This is a genomic window from Kosakonia sp. MH5 (genome assembly GCF_009935945.1).
GTDB classification, from domain to species: Bacteria; Pseudomonadota; Gammaproteobacteria; order Enterobacterales; family Enterobacteriaceae; genus Kosakonia; species Kosakonia radicincitans.
The window spans coordinates 354,644-374,086 of record NZ_QODH01000002.1 but is presented as its reverse complement, the minus strand read 5'-3'; the positions used below and the strand labels follow the sequence as shown (position 1 = coordinate 374,086).

The window sequence follows — 19,443 nt, the reverse complement described above, 5'->3', positions numbered from 1 at the left end:
AAGTTATTCGCGGCGGATTGTAGAGAAAGTTTTACGTAGAGAGAACGGGTTGTCGCAATAAATGTTACAGAAATATGACAAGAGTCTAATTTCACGCATGAAAGCGCGTTCGACTTTCGTTATTTGCTCGAATATGCGCGATATCAAACAAACCACACTCATAGTGTGGCTAAATGGTTGCATCTGAAAGTCGGCCACAGGGACGCGAAGATGCATAACTCTCCTGATTACGATGTGATTATTATTGGCGGCGGAGCCACCGGTGCCGGGATAGCCCGTGACTGCGCTCTGCGCGGACTGCGCGCGGTGCTGATCGAACGTCACGACATCGCCACCGGCGCAACTGGCCGCAACCACGGCCTGCTGCACAGCGGGGCGCGCTATGCGGTCACTGATAACGAATCTGCGCGCGAATGCATTGCAGAGAACCAAATCCTCAAACGCATTGCCCGTCACTGCGTTGAACCCACCGATGGTCTGTTCATTACGTTGCCGGAAGATGATTTGGTCTATCAAAGCCAGTTTATCAATTGCTGCCGGCAGGCAGGTATTCCGGCACAGGCGATTTCGCCGCAAGAAGCGCTGCGGTTAGAACCGAGCGTTAACCCGACGCTGCTCGGCGCTGTGCGGGTGCCGGATGGGACAGTGGATCCTTTCCGCCTGACCGCCAGCAATATGCTGGATGCGCGTGAGCACGGAGCAAAAATCCTTACCGGCCACGAAGTGTGCGGGTTGATTCGCCATGGCGATCGCGTGAGCGGCGTGAATCTCTGGCATCCTGCCAGCGGCGAAAATCTGCAACTTTACGCGCCAGTGGTGGTGAACGCTGCCGGGATCTGGGGCCAGCGCATCGCGGAATATGCCGATCTGCACATTCGCATGTTCCCGGCCAAAGGCGCGCTGTTAATCCTCGATCACCGAATCAATCAGCGGGTTATTAACCGCTGCCGCAAACCTGCCGATGCCGATATTCTGGTGCCTGGCGACACCATTTCACTGATCGGCACCACCTCCACGCACATTGATTACGCCGATATCGATAACGTCCGCGTGACGCCGGAAGAGGTGGATATCCTGCTGCGGGAAGGGGAAAAACTGGCACCGGTAATGGCGCAAACGCGTATTCTGCGCGCCTATGCGGGCGTTCGTCCGCTGGTAGCCAGCGATGACGATCCGAGCGGCCGCAATGTCAGCCGGGGCATTGTGCTGCTGGATCACGCGCAGCGCGACGGGCTGGAAGGGTTTATCACCATTACCGGCGGCAAACTGATGACCTACCGTTTGATGTCCGAATGGGCAACGGATGCGGTCTGCCAAAAACTGAACCACGGCGCGGCCTGCACCACCGCTTCCACTCCGCTGCCTGGTTCCCGGGAGTCAACCGAGCAAACACTGAAAAAAATCATCTCACTGCCAACGCCGCTGCGCGGTTCTGCGGTTTATCGTCACGGCGATCGCACACCCAACTGGCTTGGCAGCGATCGCCACAACCGCAGCCTGGTCTGCGAATGTGAAGCCGTGACGGCGGGCGAAGTGCAGTACGCGGTGGAAAACCTGAATGTCCATTCGCTGCTCGATTTGCGCCGCCGCACGCGCGTCGGCATGGGCACCTGCCAGGGGGAATTATGCGCCTGTCGCGCCGCCGGGCTGTTAAACCGTCTGCATGTTACCAGCGAAACCGAGTCGCTCAGCCAGTTGCGTGATTTCCTTAATGAACGCTGGAAAGGCGTGAAGCCGGTGGCCTGGGGCGATGCCCTGCGCGAAAGCGAGTTCACTCGTTGGGTTTACCAGGGATTATGTGGTCTGGAAAAGGAGGCAGAAGATGAGATTTGACACGGTCATCATCGGCGGCGGTCTGGCAGGACTGTTGTGCGGAATTCGCCTGAGCGAAAGCGGGCAGCGCTGCGCGATTATCAGCCGGGGCCAGAGCGCGCTGAGTTTCTCTTCCGGTTCGCTGGATCTGCTCTCCTTTCTTCCGGACGGGCAACCGGTTACCGACATCGACAGCGCCATTGCTGTGCTTGAGCAACACTACGGCGCGCATCCTTACGCGCTGCTGGGCGCGAAAGCGGTGCGTCACTACGCGCAGCAGGCGCAAACCCTGCTCGCCGACTGTAAGCTGGCGTTACAGGGGGAGATTGATACACCGCATCACCGCGTGACGCCGCTGGGCACGTTTCGCCGCGCCTGGCTTAGCCCGCAGGAAGTACCGCGCAAAACAGAGGCGCAACAGCGAACTGCGGTGGTCGGCATTAGTGGGTTTCTTGATTTTCAGCCGCAACTGGCCGCAAGCGCGCTGCGTAAACGCGGCATCGATGCCCATGCCGAAGAGATTGAACTGCCAGCTCTGGACAGGCTGCGCGATAACCCCAGCGAGTTCCGCGCGGTGAATATTGCCCGCCTGCTGGATGCACCGGAGCACTATAGCGAACTGTATAACGCACTGCTTCCGCTCAGCCAGCAATACGGAATGCTCTGGCTGCCCGCCTGCTTCGGCCTGACGGACAACCATGTCTTTACCCAACTGAATAAACAATTAGCCTGCCCGCTGCGCCTGCTGCCAACGCTGCCGCCATCTGTACCGGGAATGCGCATGCAGTTATTGTTGCAGCAGCGTTTTATTCAACAAGGCGGGAGCTGGATGCCAGGCGACGACGTGCTGCGTGCCGACATCAGCCACAACCATGTCACGCAGCTCTGGACCCGTAAGCATGAAGACATTCCGCTGCGTGCGCGCCACGTCGTGCTGGCCAGCGGCAGTTTCTTCAGCAATGGCCTGATCGCCGGGCGCGATCGCGTGCGGGAGGCGGTTTTCGATCTCGATGTCATGCAGAGCGACAAGCGCAGCGACTGGTATCGCGACGATGTGTTTGACAGCCAGCCGTGGCAGCAATTTGGCGTCCGGACCGACGCGCAACTGCGCGGCCTGTGTCAGGGCGCTGTCGTGGAGAATCTTTATGTTATTGGTTCGGTGCTGGGCGGGTTCGATGCGGTCGCTCAGGGATGCGGCGGCGGCGTTTGCGCCGTGACGGCGCTGCATGCCGCGCAGCAGATCATTGCACAAGGAGGCGAACAATGAACAGCACGCAGTTCGAAAGCTGCATTAAATGCACCGCATGCACCACCGCATGCCCGGTTAGCCGGGTTAACCCCAATTATCCCGGCCCGAAACAGGCCGGTCCCGATGGCGAACGGCTGCGTCTGAAAGACGCCGCGCTGTATGACGATGCGCTGAAGTATTGCACCAACTGTAAACGCTGTGAAACCGCCTGCCCTTCCGGGGTGAAGATTGGCGACATTATTCAGCGCGCCCGCGTCCAGTACGCGGCAAAACCGTTCTCGCTGCGTAATGTCATCCTCAGTCATACGGATTTGATGGGCTCGCTATCAACGCCCGTTGCTCCACTCGTCAACACCGCTACGGCGTTAAAGCCGGTACGCCAGTTGCTTGATAAAACGCTGAAAATTGATCACCATCGCGCGCTGCCGAAATACTCTCACGGCACGTTTCGCCGCTGGTATCGTAGCATCGCCGCGCAACAGCGGGCATTTCCTCAACAGGTAGCGTTTTTTCACGGCTGCTATGTCAATTACAACCATCCACAGTTGGGCAAGGATCTGATCCGTCTGCTGAACGACATGGGCATTGGCGTGCAGTTATTACAGCGGGAGAAGTGTTGCGGCGTGCCGCTGATTGCCAATGGCTTCTTCGCAAAAGCGAAAAAACAGGCGCAATTCAATGTGCAGTCGCTGACGCAAACCGTTGGCGAGCAAGGCTTACCGGTGATCGCCACCTCTTCCACCTGCGCTTTCACCCTGCGCGATGAGTATCCGCATCTGCTGGATGTGGATAACAGCCATGTGCGCTCACACATCGATCTGGCGACGCGCTGGATCTGGCGCATGCTGGATGAAGGGAAAAAGCTGACGCTGCGTGAGACACCGCTGAAGGTGGTCTATCACACCCCGTGTCATCTGGAAAAAATGGGCTGGACGCACTACACGCTGGAACTGCTACGACGCATTCCGGGGCTGGAACTGACAGTGCTGGACTCCCGCTGCTGCGGTATCGCTGGCACGTACGGTTTTAAAAGCGAGAACTACACAACTTCGCAGGCCATCGGCGCGCCGCTGTTTGCCCAGATTGAGGCCAGCGGCGCCGACCTGGTGGTGACGGATTGCGAAACCTGCAAGTGGCAGATTGAGATGTCCACCAGCAAGCGCTGCGAACACTCCATCACTCTGCTGGCGCAAGCATTAGGGTAACGGCAAGCCGTTACCCTTTCTTTCGGAATTACACCGACAGAGTTTCGACAACATTGATCCAGCCGTGATCGCTGGCCAGATCTTTACCTTCCAGCCAGCGGCGCAGGATATTGAGCGCCATCATCGCGCACACTTCCTGACGCACGACCAGACCATGGCGATTGGTATTGAATTTCACCCGCAGCGCCTGCGTCCCTTCCGGCGTGGCAAGCGCAAAGTTGAGGTGATCCTCTTCCAGGCCAGTGACGGTCAGCGCCAGCCCGGCGAGATGCCGGTTGCGCAGTTCGGTCGTCCAGCGCGCGCTTTGTGCCAGTTCTTCCGCCTGCGACGGCAACACTTCGCTGGCCAGCAGCGGCGCACCGGCCCGGGAAAGTTGCAGTGCGACCAGACCACCGGTGAACTGCTCGCTCAGGGTCAGGCTGAGCTGACGCTCGCGCAGCCGCGCGGCAAGCAGCGCCGGTAAGCCGACGGTGCCTTCAAAAATCAGGCTCTCACCGGCGACACGTTTCACTTGCGGCCATACGGCTTCCATCGCCGCGCGATGCTCCGCCGGACCAGTCAGTTTCAGTTCAATAATCGGCATTGATGAGCGGTAGCCCATCACCACGCCTTCAGGCAATTCGAGGTGCGCCAGGCTTTGCGCCAGATCGCTTTCCGAGCGACCAAAGGTGGTCAGACGCAGACAAACCGGCGGCTCTGGCAGAGTAAAACGCGCACGCAGACGCGGCAGGATTTCGTGCTCGACCATCACCCTGAACTCAGACGGCACGCCGGGGGTAAAGAACATCAGACAGCGGTTTAGCTGTATGGCAAAGCCGCACGCGGTGCCGACCGGGTTATCGACCAGTTCTGCGCTGGCCGGGATTTCCGCCTGTTTGCGGTTGCTGGGCGCCATCACGCGACCACGTTCACTGAAAAAACGCTCCATTTGCGCCAGCCAGGCTTCGTGCAACACCAGCCCTTCACCTTTGGCTGTCGCTGCCGCCAGCGCGCTCAGATCGTCGCTGGTTGGCCCAAGACCGCCGTTTACAATCAGCACATCCGCGTGTTCGCTGCGTTCACGCAGAATGGCAACCAGATCATTGAGATTATCGCCGACGGTGTTGCGGCGCGTTAACGGCAGTCCCTGATTAAAGAAAAAGTCCGCCAGCCATGCCGCATTGGTATCCACAATCTGACCATGCAGCACTTCATCGCCGGTGGACAGCATCTCCACGTTTAACATTGTTATCTCCAGCAATCGAGGTTGAAACACTATAACGCATGTGCGGGGTAAAAAAGGCAATAAACTGGCGCGGACGAACGCCGCGCCGGGGAATCAGAAGCTGGCACTTACGCCGACGTACGGGCCATCGGCCACGGCGTTATCACGATGACCTTCTTTACCGGTCATATCGATATAGCGATAACCGGCTTCAACGGTCAGCGGGCGCATAATGGTGTAACGCGCACCGGCGTTCGCTTCCTGATACTCTTTCACGCCGCTGGAGAGCGAATCCGGCGAGTAGTAATATTCGCCGAACAGGCTGAAGCTGCTGGCGATTTTCCATTGCAGGCCGCCGCCGACCGCGATGGCGTAACCATCGCTGCCGGAATCCGGGCTGATATAAAGGCCTTTACCGCCGACCGTTGCCAGGAACGGCCCCAGCGGAAGGTTATAGCCCAGACCCAGACCGGCGACTTCACCATCATCTTCGCTGTGCGCCCAGTTGCCGGTTACGGCAATACCGCTGGTTTCAGTGCCGAACCCAAAACCTAAGTTGCTGTAATCTTTACCAAGCTGACCATTCAAACTCACAGCCTGCGCGCCGGCAGATGCCAGCAGCAGACTGGCTAACCCTAACAAAGCCACTTTTTTCATTTTTGATATCCGCACATTTCAAGCCAATTTCCCAAAGCTGCTGATTATATGCCTATTTTTCTTTTCGCATAATGAATAAAAAAGGGATGATGCGCTAAGCCGCGCACTTTCTCTGTGCAGTAGTGTGCTATAACGTTGCGCAGACTTTTCCTTATCATCACGGATTTTTCCAGCATCGCTCGGCAATACGTAACACTTCCTGCCGTATGCCCTGGTCCCTGAGAAACTGCGCAATGTTGATTATGCTGATCGCACCGTGCCATTAACGGCGGCATTCGCCCACTGAAGCACTGCGCGCCGCGAGATTTTGATCCCGCCATTTTTCAGCTCAGCAGGCATCGCCAGCCAGCGCAGCGGCTGCTGAAAACGAGCCAGTTTATCGCTCACCCACGCTGACAGCGCAGCCACATCAACGCTGCCTTCACACTCCACCACCGCCACCGGGCGCTGGCCGAACTCGGCATCATCAACCGGCACAACCATAACCTGCTGAACCTGTGGATGACGCGCGATCACGCGTTCCACCTCTTCCGGTTGAATCCCTTCCCCGCCGCTGAAGAAAAGATTATCCAGCCGGCCACGGATAGTGAGGCAACCGTCGTGAAGCATCCCGCGATCGCGAGTGGCAAACCAGCCTTCACTGTTCACCAGCGGCAGAAGCTCGCCGTTGCGCCAGTACCCTGACGCCATGCTCTCCGCCCGCAGCCAGACCTCTTCATCAACAATTTTCACTTCGCGCCCGGGCAGGGCGTAACCGACATCTGGCGCGCCGTCGGCTTCTTTGGCGCATACCGTCGAGGCAAACTCCGTCAGACCATAGCCGCAAAAACAGCGAATACCGCGTTCATGCGCCTGCTGCGTCAGCGCCACCGGAATCGCTGCGCCGCCGAGCAGGACCGCTTTCAACGATACCAACGCGTTGTCGTTGAGTAAGCGCCACAACTGCGTCGGCACCAGCGAAGCATGCGTGCAACCGACCAGCGCCTGTGCCAAAGGTAATGCAGGCTGTACGGCGATCCGCGCCCCGGCCAGCAGCCAGCGCCACAAAATCCCCTGCCCGGAGACGTGAAACAGCGGCAGCGACAGCAGCCAGTCATCATTCTCAGCATAGGGAATCAACGCCAGCACGCCCTCGGCGCTGGCGAGGTGAGCATGAAACGTGTGAACGGCCGCTTTCGGCAGGCCGGTGGAGCCGGAAGTCAAGGTCATCGACGCCAGACGCTGCGGGTGCCACGCCACGGCATGCTCGCCAGCGAGTTCATCAAGCGCCAGCGCCTCCAGAGCAGGCCAGCCGCCGCCAGTATCTAAATCCAACGCGAAGCGCAACGTCAGTTGCGGTAAGAGTGCATCCAGCAACACGGCGGGCAGTTGCGGGTTAACCGGCAGCACCCGCGCGCCACACTGCAACAGTGCCAGCCACGCCAGCAGCGTGTCCGGATGATTACGCGCCCGCAACATAACGCCATCACCGGCGTTCACCCCCTGCCGCGCAAAACCGCTGGCCAGCCCATCGATACGTGCGCACAGTTCACGCCAGTTCAGGGTCTGTTGTTCAAGGCGGGCCGCAATCTGATCGCCACGTACCTGCCGCCAGTGCCGCCAGGGCCAGTCCGTAAAGGTCATAGTAGTGGTTCCAGTACCTCTGTCTGTAAACAGGGTAAATCGCTCTCTGGCCAGCGGCGCAGGAGTTGGCACTGCATCAGTTGTAAGGTATCCAGCCCGGGAATGGTGCCAGGCGTCAGCCAGGCGGCAATACGCGCAAGCTGCGTCAGGCCGAGACTGGATTCAATAGACGAACTGATCACCACCGTCAGCCCGAGCGCTTTTGCTACCGCAACCTGCTGCTGCACCCGCTGCAAACTGCCGGTCAGCGTGGGTTTGATCACTACCGCGCCCAATCCTTGCTGCGGCGTAAGCTGAAAGCCATCATCGCGCAGGCTTTCATCCCAGGCGATGGTTATTCCGCTTTCGCGGGCAAAGGCCAGCGACTCTGCGGGGGTTTTGCACGGCTCTTCGAGAAAGGCAATGCGTGAGCGGTATTCCGGGTTTACATATTTGGCAAACTGCTGCGCTTTCAGCGGTGTCCAGGCGCGATTGGCGTCCAGACGCAGGCGTAAATCGGGGATCGACTCCAGCAGCAGGTTAACCACCATGCCATCGCGCACCGCTTCGTATAACCCGACCTTCACTTTCGCCACTTTCTCACCCGGCAAAGCAGCCAGCGCAGCAAATAGCTCGTCCGGATCGCCACTGCATAGCATGGCGGCGCGATAGTCCGCCTGTTGTGGTAACTCGCCGTGCAGTTCCGCCAGCGCGCAGCTCAGACCAAATGCCACTGACGGCTGCTCGGGCAACGATAATGTTTTATCTTCACGCCAGCCGCGCAACCAGCTGATTGCCGCCTGTTGCGCCTCGTCCAGCGTTTCATGGCTAAAGCCCGGCAGCGGGGAAATCTCTCCCCATCCTTCGCGCCCGTCGGCCTGTAAATGGACAAACAAGCCGTCGCGGGTTTTCAGGCGCCGCTCACGCAGCACGACACCCGCATCGAGCGGAATTTGCCAGCGGTAAAGTTGCGCTTGTCGCATTATGGGTTCCGTTTGAATTTGCTGAAATCGGGCTGACGTTTCTGGTTAAAGGCGTTGCGCCCTTCCTGACCCTCTTCGGTCATGTAGAACAACATGGTGGCATTACCCGCCAGCTCTTGCAGACCCGCCTGGCCGTCGCAGTCAGCATTCAGCGCCGCTTTCAGGCAGCGCAGCGCCATCGGGCTGTTTTGCAGCATTTCACGGCACCAGCGCACGGTCTCTTTCTCCAGATCCGCCACCGGCACCACCGTGTTCACCAGCCCCATATCCAGCGCCTGTTGTGCGTCGTACTGACGGCAGAGGAACCAGATCTCGCGGGCTTTTTTCTGCCCGACGATGCGCGCCATATAAGACGCGCCCCAGCCGCCATCAAAGGAGCCGACTTTCGGGCCAGTCTGACCGAAAATGGCGTTCTCTGCCGCAATGGTCAGATCGCACATCATGTGCAACACATGGCCGCCGCCAATGGAATAGCCAGCCACCATTGCCACTACCGGTTTCGGGCAGGTGCGGATCTGGCGCTGGAAATCGAGCACGTTGAGATGGTGCACGCCGGAGTCATCCTGGTAGCCGCCGTAATCGCCGCGCACTTTCTGATCGCCGCCCGAGCAAAATGCTTTGTCGCCTTCGCCGGTCAGAATGATAACGCCAACGCTGTCGTCATAACGCGCATCGGCCAGCGCCTGGATCATCTCTTTCACCGTCAGCGGACGGAATGCATTGCGCACCTGCGGACGGTTGATGGTGATTTTGGCAATCCCGTCGGCAGACTTCTGGTAACGAATGTCGGTGTAGCCTTCGGAACAGTCACGCCACTCAACCGGCGCGTAAAGCATGGTTTCATCTGGATAGATCATAGTGTGTCCTTTATCTCAAGACGCAGAATTCGCGCCAGGATGTCAGCAACGGCCGCGGGATTTTCCCGGTGCGCGTTGTGCCCGGCGGCAGGAATGGCGTGACAGTGACCGGTGACTTGCGTCGCCAGCGCCTGAAACTTACTGTCGTATTCACCGTATAAATAATGAACAGGAATGGAAAGCGCCCGCAATGTGCTACGAAGATCGGGCTGTTGCGCCAGCGAGGTTGCTTCCAGCATGTCGGCAAGCATTGCGCCATTGTTCTGGCTGCGCAATGCGACCAGCGCCGCGCGCTGCGGCTCGCTGAGCGAGGCAAAAACCGGCTGCCGGTACCAGGCATCAAAGACGGCCTCAAGCGGCTGCTGACGAAAACGCGCCGCCCATTGTCTGTCCGATGCCAGACGTTCGCGGCGGCTGGTTGCATCAGTCAGCCCCGGATGCCCGCCTTCAATGACAACACCGCATAAACCGGCAGGACGCTGGCAAGCGTGGTACATCGAAATCCTCCCGCCCAGCGAATAGCCTATCAGCCAGTAGTTTTGTATGTTGTAACGAATAAGAGTTGCCCGCAGTAGCGCGTCCATCTCATCGAACGAGGCCACAGAAAGGTCGGCGGAACCGCCATGCCCGGGCAGATCGAGCAAAAGCCGGGGGAACGCAGTCAGCGTTTCACTGACCGCTTGCCACTCGCGGTTATCGCCGGAAAAACCGTGCAAAAAGACCAGCCACGGCTGCGGCCTGTCGGCAGAGATAGCGCGCCCGTGCAGCGTCACAACTGGCTCACCTGCGCCAGCAGCGTTTGCAACGTCTGCGCACCATCCGTGTCGTTGACCACCAGTTCAATCAGCGTAGCACCCGGTTTGCACCAGGCGCCGGATAACGCCAATTCCAGCGCTTCCCAGTTTTCCGGACGATGGTAATCAAGACCGAACATTGCTGCCGCGTGGTCAAAATGCACGTTCTGCGGCATCAGATAGAACTGCTCGCGCTCGGCGGGTGGCGTCGGCAGCAGAGAAAAGATTTGCCCGCCGTTGTTGTTCACCACCAGCAGGACAAAAGGCGCAGAAACCTGACGCAGCAACGCCAGCGCATTCAGATCGTAGAGGGCAGTAAGATCGCCAACCATTGCCAACGTCGGGCGGGCGCTGGCGCGCTGCACGCCTGCTGAAGTCGATATCAAACCGTCGATGCCGCTGGCGCCACGGTTGCTGAAGACCGGATAACCTGCCGGGATCTGCCCGAGCGCATCCACCAGCCGTACCACCAGGCTATTGCCGAGAAAAAGCTGCCCCTGTTCCGGTAAATAATCGGCAATGCGGTGCGCAAGCTGCGCTTCGCCAAAGGTTTCACGCTGCGACGCGACCCTGTCCCACGCCTGCGCGGAGAGCTGCGGTAGCTCCACACTCCAGGGCGCGCGCGGCTCCGCCGGATGTAACGCCAGCCAACCGGCAACGTCCGAAACCAGCCGACGTCCGCGATGGTGCGCCGGATCCAGCCGTCCCGGTAGATTATCAATCAGCCAGTATTCTTGCGGTTCGCAGGTTGCCTGCCACTGGAGTAGCCGTTTACCGGTCAGGCTGCTGCCAAACTGCAACACAATTTGTGCCTGGGCCAATTCTTCTGTCGCACGGCTGTTGCCGAGCCACAGATCGGCGCACGGCAACGGCTGGCCGGTCTGGGATAAAACATCGCCCATTAATGGCCAACCGAGCGTTTTCGCCCATTCAGCCAGCAGCTTGCCTTCGCTCGCACTCATGCGACCGGCCACAATAACGCCGCGTTTTTGCCGCCAGAAAAACCAGTCATGCTGCTTTTCGCTACTGACTTTGTTCGGTGTTTGCAGCCACGGTTTATCATCCTGCCACCAGTCGCCCAGTGCCAGTTGCCAGGCAAGACCGCTTTCATCCATTTCGCCATACAGAGGTTCAGCAAACGGACAGTTAATGTGTACCGCACCGCCATGCAACGAGCCGAGCACGTTATCAATAGCCGATACCAGCCAGCGGGCCGGGATATCCTGCGACGGGCGCGGCAACGCGAGAGATTCAGTGGGATGCGAGGCGAACATCCCCGGCTGGCGGATAGCCTGGTTTGCCCCACAATCAATCAGCTCAGGCGGACGATCGGCGGTGAGCAGCACCAGCTTTTCGCCGGTCAGACCGGCTTCGATCAGCGCGGGATAGAGATTTGCCACCGCCGTACCGGACGTCACGATAACCGCGACGGGCTCTTTGCTCGCTTTCGCCAGCCCCAGCGCAAGATGGCCTAAACCCCGCTCATCAAAGTGCGTATGGTGGATAAAAGCGCTATTTTCCGCTGCCGCCAGCGTTAAAGGGGTGGAACGCGATCCGGGGGCAATACAAACATGCCTGACGCCATGACGGGTAAGGGCCTCAAGGATCACCGTCGCCCAGCGTCGGTTAAATGAACTGATTGACATGAGTTTGTCCGGTATCAATATTGCTGTTCAGTATAAATAATCAGAAAAAATCGAATTTTGATATGAATCGGTTATGCGTGCGTAAGTTCTAATAAAGATCGCAGGCCCGCCGCTTTATTGTCGATTTCCTGCCACTCTTGCTCGGCGTCGGAGCCAGGCACAATGCCAGCTCCGGCGTACAGCCGAACGGTACTGCCGCTGACTTTTGCTGAGCGTAGCGCGACGCAGAATTCACTCTGCTGACGGGATAAATATCCCGCCGATCCGGCATACCATTCACGGGTGAACGGTTCGTTGCGCTGAATAAAGTCCCACGCTGAACGGCGCGGTAACCCGGCGACGGCGGCTGTCGGCTGTAACAGTTGCAGGCATAATGCGTCGTCGGGCGTTTGTAAATCGCTCCAGATACAACGCCGGAGGTGCTGAACATTGCGCAGCCTGACGATCTGCGGCGGCAGCACATCGAGCGCCGCCGTCTGCTGCTGCAAACGCTGGCAGATATCTTCCACCACCAGCATATTTTCCCGCTGATTTTTATCGTCGCCCATCAGCCAGTCGGCCAGGCGCTGCGCCTGCAGATCGTCATCATGACCGGCCACCGTTCCGGCCAGCGCTTCGGTACGCAGTGCATGACCGCGTCGCCGCCACAGGCGCTCCGGCGAAGATCCTAAAAAGGCATTCTGCGCGTCAAAGGCCATCATAAAGTGGAAACAGTGGTAATTAACGCGGCGGCTGGCAGCCATCAGCGAAGCCGCATTCACGGCATTTGCATAGGAGTAATCGGTCGCCCTGGCGAGCACCACTTTATCCAGCTCAGCGCTTTCCAGCGTACCCAACGCCTGCGCAATCAGGCTTTTCCAGGCCTCACGCTCCGGGTAATGGCGCTGCGCAAGACATGGCTGCTGTTTCAGGTTGGCAAGTGGAGTGAAAGGCGAAAGTGCCTGCAAAAACTCAGCTGCGCGCTCAGCGTCGTCATGCAGTGAGGTCTCGCTGTAGAGGTAAAGCCGTAACATCGCTCGGCCACCTTCACGACGCCACTCAAGGCGTGGCAAAAACAGCGATCCCTGCGAAGGAGCAAAGGCATTCAGCCCCCAGATACGAACATCCTCTGGCAGGGCGTGTAAAAATTGTTGGGCAAGAGGTAACGATGAGAAGTGGCATAGCGCGCCAAGCGCGGCCGTCTCCTCGTCCCCGCTACGCTGCTGCCAGTAAAATTGCGGCCAGACAGGCTGACTGGCGAGCCATGCCAGCGGATCGAAAGCGTCGTTTAACGGGAAAGGCGCATCAAAAAAGCAAAAACCAGGCGACCGGGGAAAACGATCGGTCAGGCGGCGATACAGGTCGCCAAGCGCAGAGGAAATGGAAAGCACGCGAGCCCCTCCCTGTTAAAAACCACATAGTATACGGGGTACTAAACGTAATAACAGTACCCCCTTCCAGGGAGGGGAAGTGAAGCGTTAGCGGCGGGCCAGTAGCAGGCCGAGCACCAGACCGACAGCAGCACCGGCGCCAATGCCCTGCCACGGTTTTTCATGAACATAATCGTCGGCGCGATACACCGCTTTTTTCGCCCGATAGTAGTAGGTATCCGACGCGCTGCTGACGCGGTTCTTCACGTCATGCAGCGCCTTCTCGGCGCGGGCTTTGAGTTCGATGTACTTCTGGTCTGCAGGGTCGCCCGAGGAGCGGAGGACTTCTTCCAGCGTTTCGCTCAGCAGGGTCAGGTCGTCATCAATATTTGAATCATAAGAGTGATATGACATCGTTTGTCTCCATGTTATGCACCTGTCCGCTAACTATAGACAAACACTGCGGGTTACGCCTGGTGGATCTCCCGCGCCATTCCGATGTGCGCAATGCCATCTTCATCATAGACATCCGTCACTGGCTGAAAGCCAAAGTGCGCATAAAAAGATTGCAGATGTGCCTGCGCTCCCAGGTACAGCGCCTGCTGCGGCCAATGTTGCTCACAGGAGTTCACGGCGCGCTCCATCAACTGGTAGCCCAGTTTTTCCCCTCTGACCTGAGCGCTGACAATCACCCGGCCAATCACCACGGGCGACAGATCATCATCACTTTTCAGAATCCTCGCATACGCCACCAGCTGATTCTCTTTCCAGCCAAGAATATGCCGGTTTTCTCCTGTCAGGTCATCGCCATCCACGTCCAGATAAGGGCAGGTTTGCTCGACAACAAACACTTCACAGCGCAGCTTCAGTGCAGCGTAGAGTTCAGCAACGGTGAGTTCAGAATGGTGCAGGTCTTGCCAGCGGATCATCTCTTGCTCCTTATTTGTTATCATCCCGTTATACTCAATTTTTTGTGATTTGGGCAGAGCAAAACTGTGGAACTGATTTTCCTGGGCACCTCCGCCGGGGTCCCGACGCGCACACGTAACGTAACCGCGATGTTGTTGAATTTACAGCACCCGACCCGCGCAGGGCTTTGGCTGTTTGATTGCGGCGAAGGCACGCAGCACCAGATGCTGCGCACGGCGTTCCCCCCAGGCAAGCTGGACAAAATTTTTATCACTCATCTGCATGGCGATCACCTGTTTGGTTTGCCGGGGTTGCTGTGTAGCCGCTCGATGGCCGGGAATGTTCAGCCACTGGATATCTATGGCCCGCAAGGCATTCGCGAGTTTGTGGAAACAACTTTAAGGCTGAGCGGTTCATGGACCGACTATCCGCTGACCATCCATGAAGTGACAGCCGGGCTGGTGGTGGATGACGGTCTGCGCAAAGTGACGGCTTACCCGCTGGCGCACCCGGTGGAGTGCTACGGTTATCGTATTGAAGAGCATGATAAGCCCGGCGCACTGGACGCGGCCGCGCTAATCGCCGCAGGCGTAACGCCAGGGCCGCTGTTTCAGAAATTAAAAGCGGGTGAAACGGTAACGCTGGAAGATGGCCGCACGCTGTGCGGTGCGGATTACCTTGCCCCGGCAGAGCCAGGTAAAAAGCTGGCGATTTTTGGCGATACCTCTCCCTGCCCTGCATCGCTTGAACTGGCGCGCGGTGTGGATCTGCTGGTGCATGAAGCCACGCTGGAAAGCGCAATGGAGGAGAAAGCGAATAGCCGCGGTCACAGTTCAACGCGGCAGGCCGCACAACTGGCGCTGGACGCGGACGCAGGCAGGCTGGTGATTACTCACCTCAGTTCACGCTATGACGATAAAGGTAGCCAGGCATTGCTGGCCGAATGCCTGGCTACCTTTGCGCAAACAACTCTGGCTGAGGATTTTGCGTTGGTTCACATTTGATTTTAATTTAGGCACTCTATTTTTTTCACCGCATGCCGATAATAGATATACGCAGGCATCTTCTATTGAGGGCATGATGGATAATTTCCAGAAAGACATCGATGACAGGGCGAATCTTACTCTGTCGAACCGGTTTGAGCTGTTGCTGTTTCGTCTCGGCACGTCGTTAGATTCCACGAAAGCAGAGTTGTTTGGCATCAACGTGTTTAAATTGCGCGAAATAGTACCGATGCCCACCTTCACTCGCCCTGCCGGAATGAAGCCGCCCTTACTGGGGATGGTCAATATCCGCGACCAGGTGATCCCGGTGATTGACCTGGCGGCGGTGGCGGGCTGCAAGCCCACGACCGGCCTCAATATTTTGTTGATCACAGAATATGCCCGTAGCGTGCAGGCCTTTGCGGTGGAGTCGGTAGATAACATCACTCGCCTGGACTGGAAACAAGTGCATACGGCGGAGAAAGCGATCAATGGTCGTTATATCACCAGCATTGCCTGCCTGGATGACGATAAGGACACCAACAATCTGGCGATGGTGCTGGATGTTGAGCAGATCCTGTATGACATTGTGCCTGCGGATCACGACGTTCATGGCGATCATGTGCCGGACAAGAAATTCCATCTGAAGCCGGGCTCGGTGGCGATTGTGGCGGAAGACTCCAAAGTGGCGCGCGCCATGCTGGAAAAAGGCCTCAACGCGATGGAAATTCCGACCGACATGCATATCACTGGCAAAGATGCGTGGGAGAAAATCCAGCTTCTGGCGCAGCAGGCCGACAGTGAAGGTATACCGGTTAGCGATAAGATCGCCATGGTACTGACCGATCTTGAAATGCCGGAAATGGACGGATTTACTTTGACGCGTCTGATCAAAACCGATCCGCGCCTGAAAAACATTCCAGTGGTGATCCACTCGTCACTCTCCGGTAGCGCAAACGAAGATCACGTACGTAAAGTGCAGGCCGATGGCTATGTTGCGAAGTTCGAAATCAACGAGCTTTCATCAGTGATTCAGGAAGTGCTCGACCGCGCGGCCAATAATGTACGCGGCCCGCTGATTAGCCACCACCAGGTTGCTTCACAGCCGTTACTGGCGAAGTAATTTCTGCGCCATAAAAAAACCGCCGGATTTGCAGCCCGGCGGTTTTTCTTTATGCGCTGTACGCCATTACATCATCGGCAGCGCTAACTGTACGATACTGATCAGCGGCTGCGGGTAAATACCCAACAGCAGTACCAGCAACGCAGAGATCAGCACCACAATCCCGCCGGCACTGTAGGCCCAGTCGGATGGCGCATCGCGGTTCAGCTGCTGCGGCGCACTCAGATAGAGGCTCACCGCCACGCGCAGGTAGTAATACAAACCAATCGCCGAACCGACCACCACAGCGCCCGTCAACCACCACAGGTGCGCTTCGACGCCAACGGCAAGGATGTAGAACTTACCGATAAAGCCTAAGGTCATTGGAATACCTGCCAGCGACAGCATCATCACCGTCAGAACCGCCGAGAGAATCGGACGGTGCCAGAACAGACCACGATAGGAGTAAAGTGATTCTGCATCCGGGCCGCGATACGGGCTGGACATCAGACTCACCACACCAAACGCGCCGAGGCTACTGAACAGGTAACCGGCCAGATAGACACCAACGGTTTCCATCGACATCTGGCCGCTCTGCAACGCAATCAGCGCCACCAGCAAATAGCCGAGGTGCGAGATGGAGGAGAAACCGAGCAGACGTTTGATATTGGTCTGGCTCAGCGCCATCAGGTTACCGAAGATAATGGAAACAAAGGCGATAAGACCCAGCACCACACGAACGGCTTCACTGTCGCTGACCGGCGCATAGAGGAACAAACGCATCAGCACGCCAAAGATGGCGATTTTGCTGGCGGTCGCCAGGAAGGTTGAGACCGGCGCAGGCGCGCCCTGATAAACATCCGGCGTCCACAGGTGGAACGGCACCAGTGAGAGTTTGAAACCGAGACCGACAATCATCAGGCCCAGACCCGCCAGCAGCAGCGGCTCGTGCAGCATGCCTTCACCGAGGCTCTTACCGATAGCAACAAATGCCAGATTCCCGGTTTGCGCATACACCAGTGCGATACCGAACAGCAGGAAAGAAGACGCTGCGGCAGACAGAATGGTGTACTTGATACTGGCTTCCAGCGAACGTTTCTGGCGGAAGGCATAACCCACCAGCCCGAACAGCGGCAGGGAGATCAGTTCAATACCAAGGAACAACGCCGCCATATGGTTGGCGTTAGCCAACAGAATGCCGCCCATTGCGGCAATCAGTACCAGCAGATAAAACTCTTCTTTGTTGTCGTTATACCCTTCCAGCCACGGATAAGCGAAGGTGCAGGTGGCAAGGCTCGCCAGTAGCACCAGCCCGGTGTAGAGCATGGCGTAACCATCGACGCGCATCAGCGGCGTCACATCCATAGCTCCCGCCTGCCCGACAAACCACAGGGAGAGCAGCGCGACGTTCAGGCCGATGACCGACAGCGTGGCATTGAGGAAATGGTTGCGTCGCCACGCAATGGAGAGCATCACAACCACCACCGTCAATCCGACGATCAGCAGCGGCAGCAGCGCAATCAGGTGTTGTGGAGTAATTGTCATGGCGATTTACGGCCTTGTAGTAGTAATAGAATTAACAAACCACTGCTGGATATTACCCATCGCGGCATGCGAGGTATCCAGAATCGGCTGCGGATAGAAGCCAAGCAGTACCAGAAGTACAACCAGGATCAGGATCATAAACAGCTCGCGCAGTGACAGCCCCGGCAGTTCCTTGCTGGCCAGTTCGCTTTTCGCTTTACCGAAGTAGGCGCGATGCAGCATTGCCAGTGAGTAAACCGATGCGAAAACCAGACCGAAGGTGGAAATCACCGTGATCATCGGCACAACCTGGTAGCTGCCGAAGAGGATCATGAATTCACCGACGAAGTTACCGGTACCCGGCATACCCAACGTGGCGACAGCGAAGAACATCGACAGCGCCGGCAACCATTTAATCTTGCTCCACAGCCCGCCCATCATACGCATGTCGCGGGTATGCAGACGTTCGTACAACTGACCGCACAGGATAAACAGACCCGCCGCAGAAAGACCGTGCGCAATCATCTGGATAACCGCGCCCTGATAGGCCAGCTGGCTGCCGGTGTAGATAGCAATCAGCACGAAGCCCATGTGGGACACCGAGGTGTAAGCGATCAGGCGTTTGATATCCGTCTGGGTGAACGCCATCCACGCACCGTAGAAAATACCGATGACGCCCAGCCACATGGCGATGGGGGCAAACTCTGCGGAAGCATTCGGGAACAGCGGCAGCGAGAAGCGCAGCAAACCGTAGGCTGCGGTTTTCAGCAGGATCCCCGCCAGGTCAACGGAACCTGCTGTCGGTGCCTGCGAGTGCGCATCCGGTAACCAACCGTGCAGCGGCACCACCGGCATTTTCACCGCGAAGGCGATGAAGAAACCAAGCATCAGCAGATATTCGACGTGGTCAGACATCGGCGTTTTCAGCAGGTCTTCATAGTCGAATGTCCAGACGCCGGTCGCGTTATAGTGCACCACTACCAGCGCCAGGATGGCAATCAACATCACCAGACCACTGGCCTGGGTATAGATGAAGAACTTGGTCGCAGCCGTAATACGCGTCTTCCCGTCGGAGGCTTTGTGGCCCCACAGTGCAATCAGGAAGTACATCGGCACCAGCATCATTTCCCAGAAGAAGAAGAACAGGAACATGTCGATGGCAAGGAACACGCCGATAACGCCGCCCAAAATCCACATCAGGTTGAGATGGAAGAAGCCCTGATATTTCTCGATTTCACGCCAGGAGCAGAGTACCGCCAGCACGCCGAGGAAACCGGTCAGCACCACCATCAGCAACGACAAACCGTCCATCGCCAGATGAATATTGATGCCGAAACGTGGGATCCACGCCAGTTTAAACTCTTCCTGCCAGGCAGGCAGACCGGTGGATTGCGTCAAAGAGTAGCCGCCCTGCATCCAGAGTTGCAGAGAAAGCGCCAGCGTCAGTCCCATGGTGATCAGGGCTATCCAGCGCGGCACCTTCACGCCGAAGCGTTCGGTCTGCCAGCAGAGAAAGCCGCCGATAAAGGGAATCAGTATTAGCCAGGGTAATAACATGGCGATATTT

General features: G+C 57.7%; 17 protein-coding genes. 5 read left to right on the top strand and 12 right to left on the bottom strand.

Annotation, left to right across the window (positions count from 1 at the left end; genetic code table 11):
* Positions 1–210 precede the first annotated feature (210 nt).
* From glpA to glpC, 3 genes are read left to right on the top strand one after another with little or no spacing between them, the layout of a single operon-like run.
* A complete protein-coding gene (gene glpA, locus DK872_RS08160; RefSeq protein ID WP_161518218.1) occupies positions 211–1,833 on the top strand; it encodes an anaerobic glycerol-3-phosphate dehydrogenase subunit A in 1,623 nt (540 codons plus the stop codon).
* Positions 1,823–3,079, top strand: coding sequence for a glycerol-3-phosphate dehydrogenase subunit GlpB (gene glpB / locus DK872_RS08155; protein ID WP_007371114.1), 1,257 nt, complete (start codon positions 1,823–1,825; stop codon positions 3,077–3,079). The genes glpA and glpB overlap by 11 nt, the downstream gene beginning before the upstream one ends.
* A complete protein-coding gene (gene glpC / locus DK872_RS08150; protein ID WP_161518217.1) occupies positions 3,076–4,266 on the top strand; it encodes an anaerobic glycerol-3-phosphate dehydrogenase subunit GlpC in 1,191 nt (396 codons plus the stop codon). The genes glpB and glpC overlap by 4 nt, the downstream gene beginning before the upstream one ends.
* Before the next feature lie 28 nt (positions 4,267–4,294).
* Here the strand turns inward: glpC and DK872_RS08145 are convergent, their stop codons facing one another.
* The 10 genes from DK872_RS08145 to DK872_RS08100 all read right to left on the bottom strand — a co-directional run bounded on the left by DK872_RS08145 (position 4,295) and on the right by DK872_RS08100 (position 14,287).
* Positions 4,295–5,491: a nicotinamide mononucleotide deamidase-related protein YfaY gene (locus DK872_RS08145; RefSeq protein ID WP_035888793.1), complete on the bottom strand. Its 1,197-nt coding sequence runs from the start codon at positions 5,489–5,491 to the stop codon at positions 4,295–4,297.
* Positions 5,492–5,584: 93 nt separating this feature from the next.
* Positions 5,585–6,127, bottom strand: a complete 543-nt coding sequence (locus DK872_RS08140; protein WP_007371111.1) for a YfaZ family outer membrane protein — start codon at positions 6,125–6,127, stop codon at positions 5,585–5,587.
* Between the two features lie 240 nt (positions 6,128–6,367).
* Positions 6,368–7,750: an o-succinylbenzoate--CoA ligase gene (gene menE, locus DK872_RS08135; protein WP_071921099.1), complete on the bottom strand. Its 1,383-nt coding sequence runs from the start codon at positions 7,748–7,750 to the stop codon at positions 6,368–6,370.
* The gene (gene menC / locus DK872_RS08130; RefSeq protein ID WP_007371108.1) at positions 7,747–8,712 is read right to left on the bottom strand and encodes an o-succinylbenzoate synthase; all 966 of its coding nucleotides are present in this window, start codon (positions 8,710–8,712) and stop codon (positions 7,747–7,749) included. Before menC ends, menE begins: the two co-directional genes overlap by 4 nt.
* Positions 8,712–9,569, bottom strand: a complete 858-nt coding sequence (menB, locus tag DK872_RS08125; RefSeq protein WP_043952912.1) for a 1,4-dihydroxy-2-naphthoyl-CoA synthase — start codon at positions 9,567–9,569, stop codon at positions 8,712–8,714. Before menB ends, menC begins: the two co-directional genes overlap by 1 nt.
* Positions 9,566–10,342 carry a 2-succinyl-6-hydroxy-2,4-cyclohexadiene-1-carboxylate synthase gene (gene menH, locus DK872_RS08120; RefSeq protein WP_161518216.1) on the bottom strand — a complete coding sequence of 259 codons (777 nt, stop codon included), beginning with the start codon at positions 10,340–10,342 and terminating at the stop codon, positions 9,566–9,568. The genes menB and menH overlap by 4 nt, the downstream gene beginning before the upstream one ends.
* Complete coding sequence (gene menD, locus DK872_RS08115; protein WP_071921101.1) at positions 10,339–12,009, bottom strand: 2-succinyl-5-enolpyruvyl-6-hydroxy-3-cyclohexene-1-carboxylic-acid synthase; 1,671 nt, start codon at positions 12,007–12,009, stop codon at positions 10,339–10,341. Before menD ends, menH begins: the two co-directional genes overlap by 4 nt.
* A gap of 71 nt (positions 12,010–12,080) precedes the next feature.
* Positions 12,081–13,379, bottom strand: coding sequence for an isochorismate synthase MenF (gene menF, locus DK872_RS08110; RefSeq protein WP_161518215.1), 1,299 nt, complete (start codon positions 13,377–13,379; stop codon positions 12,081–12,083).
* Positions 13,380–13,466: 87 nt separating this feature from the next.
* Positions 13,467–13,772 (bottom strand): stress response protein ElaB, encoded by a 306-nt coding sequence (gene elaB, locus DK872_RS08105; protein ID WP_007371103.1) that lies wholly within the window; start codon positions 13,770–13,772, stop codon positions 13,467–13,469.
* Between the two features lie 53 nt (positions 13,773–13,825).
* Positions 13,826–14,287 (bottom strand): GNAT family N-acetyltransferase, encoded by a 462-nt coding sequence (locus tag DK872_RS08100; protein WP_007371102.1) that lies wholly within the window; start codon positions 14,285–14,287, stop codon positions 13,826–13,828.
* Positions 14,288–14,353: 66 nt separating this feature from the next.
* On the opposite strand from DK872_RS08100, the gene rbn reads away from it, so the two are divergent.
* Positions 14,354–15,271 carry a ribonuclease BN gene (rbn, locus tag DK872_RS08095; RefSeq protein ID WP_161518214.1) on the top strand — a complete coding sequence of 306 codons (918 nt, stop codon included), beginning with the start codon at positions 14,354–14,356 and terminating at the stop codon, positions 15,269–15,271.
* A 76-nt stretch (positions 15,272–15,347) separates the two neighbouring features.
* Positions 15,348–16,373: a chemotaxis protein gene (locus DK872_RS08090; RefSeq protein WP_007371100.1), complete on the top strand. Its 1,026-nt coding sequence runs from the start codon at positions 15,348–15,350 to the stop codon at positions 16,371–16,373.
* 66 nt (positions 16,374–16,439) lie between these two features.
* Here the strand turns inward: DK872_RS08090 and nuoN are convergent, their stop codons facing one another.
* On the bottom strand, positions 16,440–17,897 hold the full coding sequence (gene nuoN, locus DK872_RS08085; RefSeq protein ID WP_007371099.1) for an NADH-quinone oxidoreductase subunit NuoN: 1,458 nt from the start codon (positions 17,895–17,897) through the stop codon (positions 16,440–16,442).
* A gap of 6 nt (positions 17,898–17,903) precedes the next feature.
* Positions 17,904–19,433 (bottom strand): NADH-quinone oxidoreductase subunit M, encoded by a 1,530-nt coding sequence (nuoM, locus tag DK872_RS08080; RefSeq protein WP_007371098.1) that lies wholly within the window; start codon positions 19,431–19,433, stop codon positions 17,904–17,906.
* Positions 19,434–19,443: the final 10 nt, after the last annotated feature.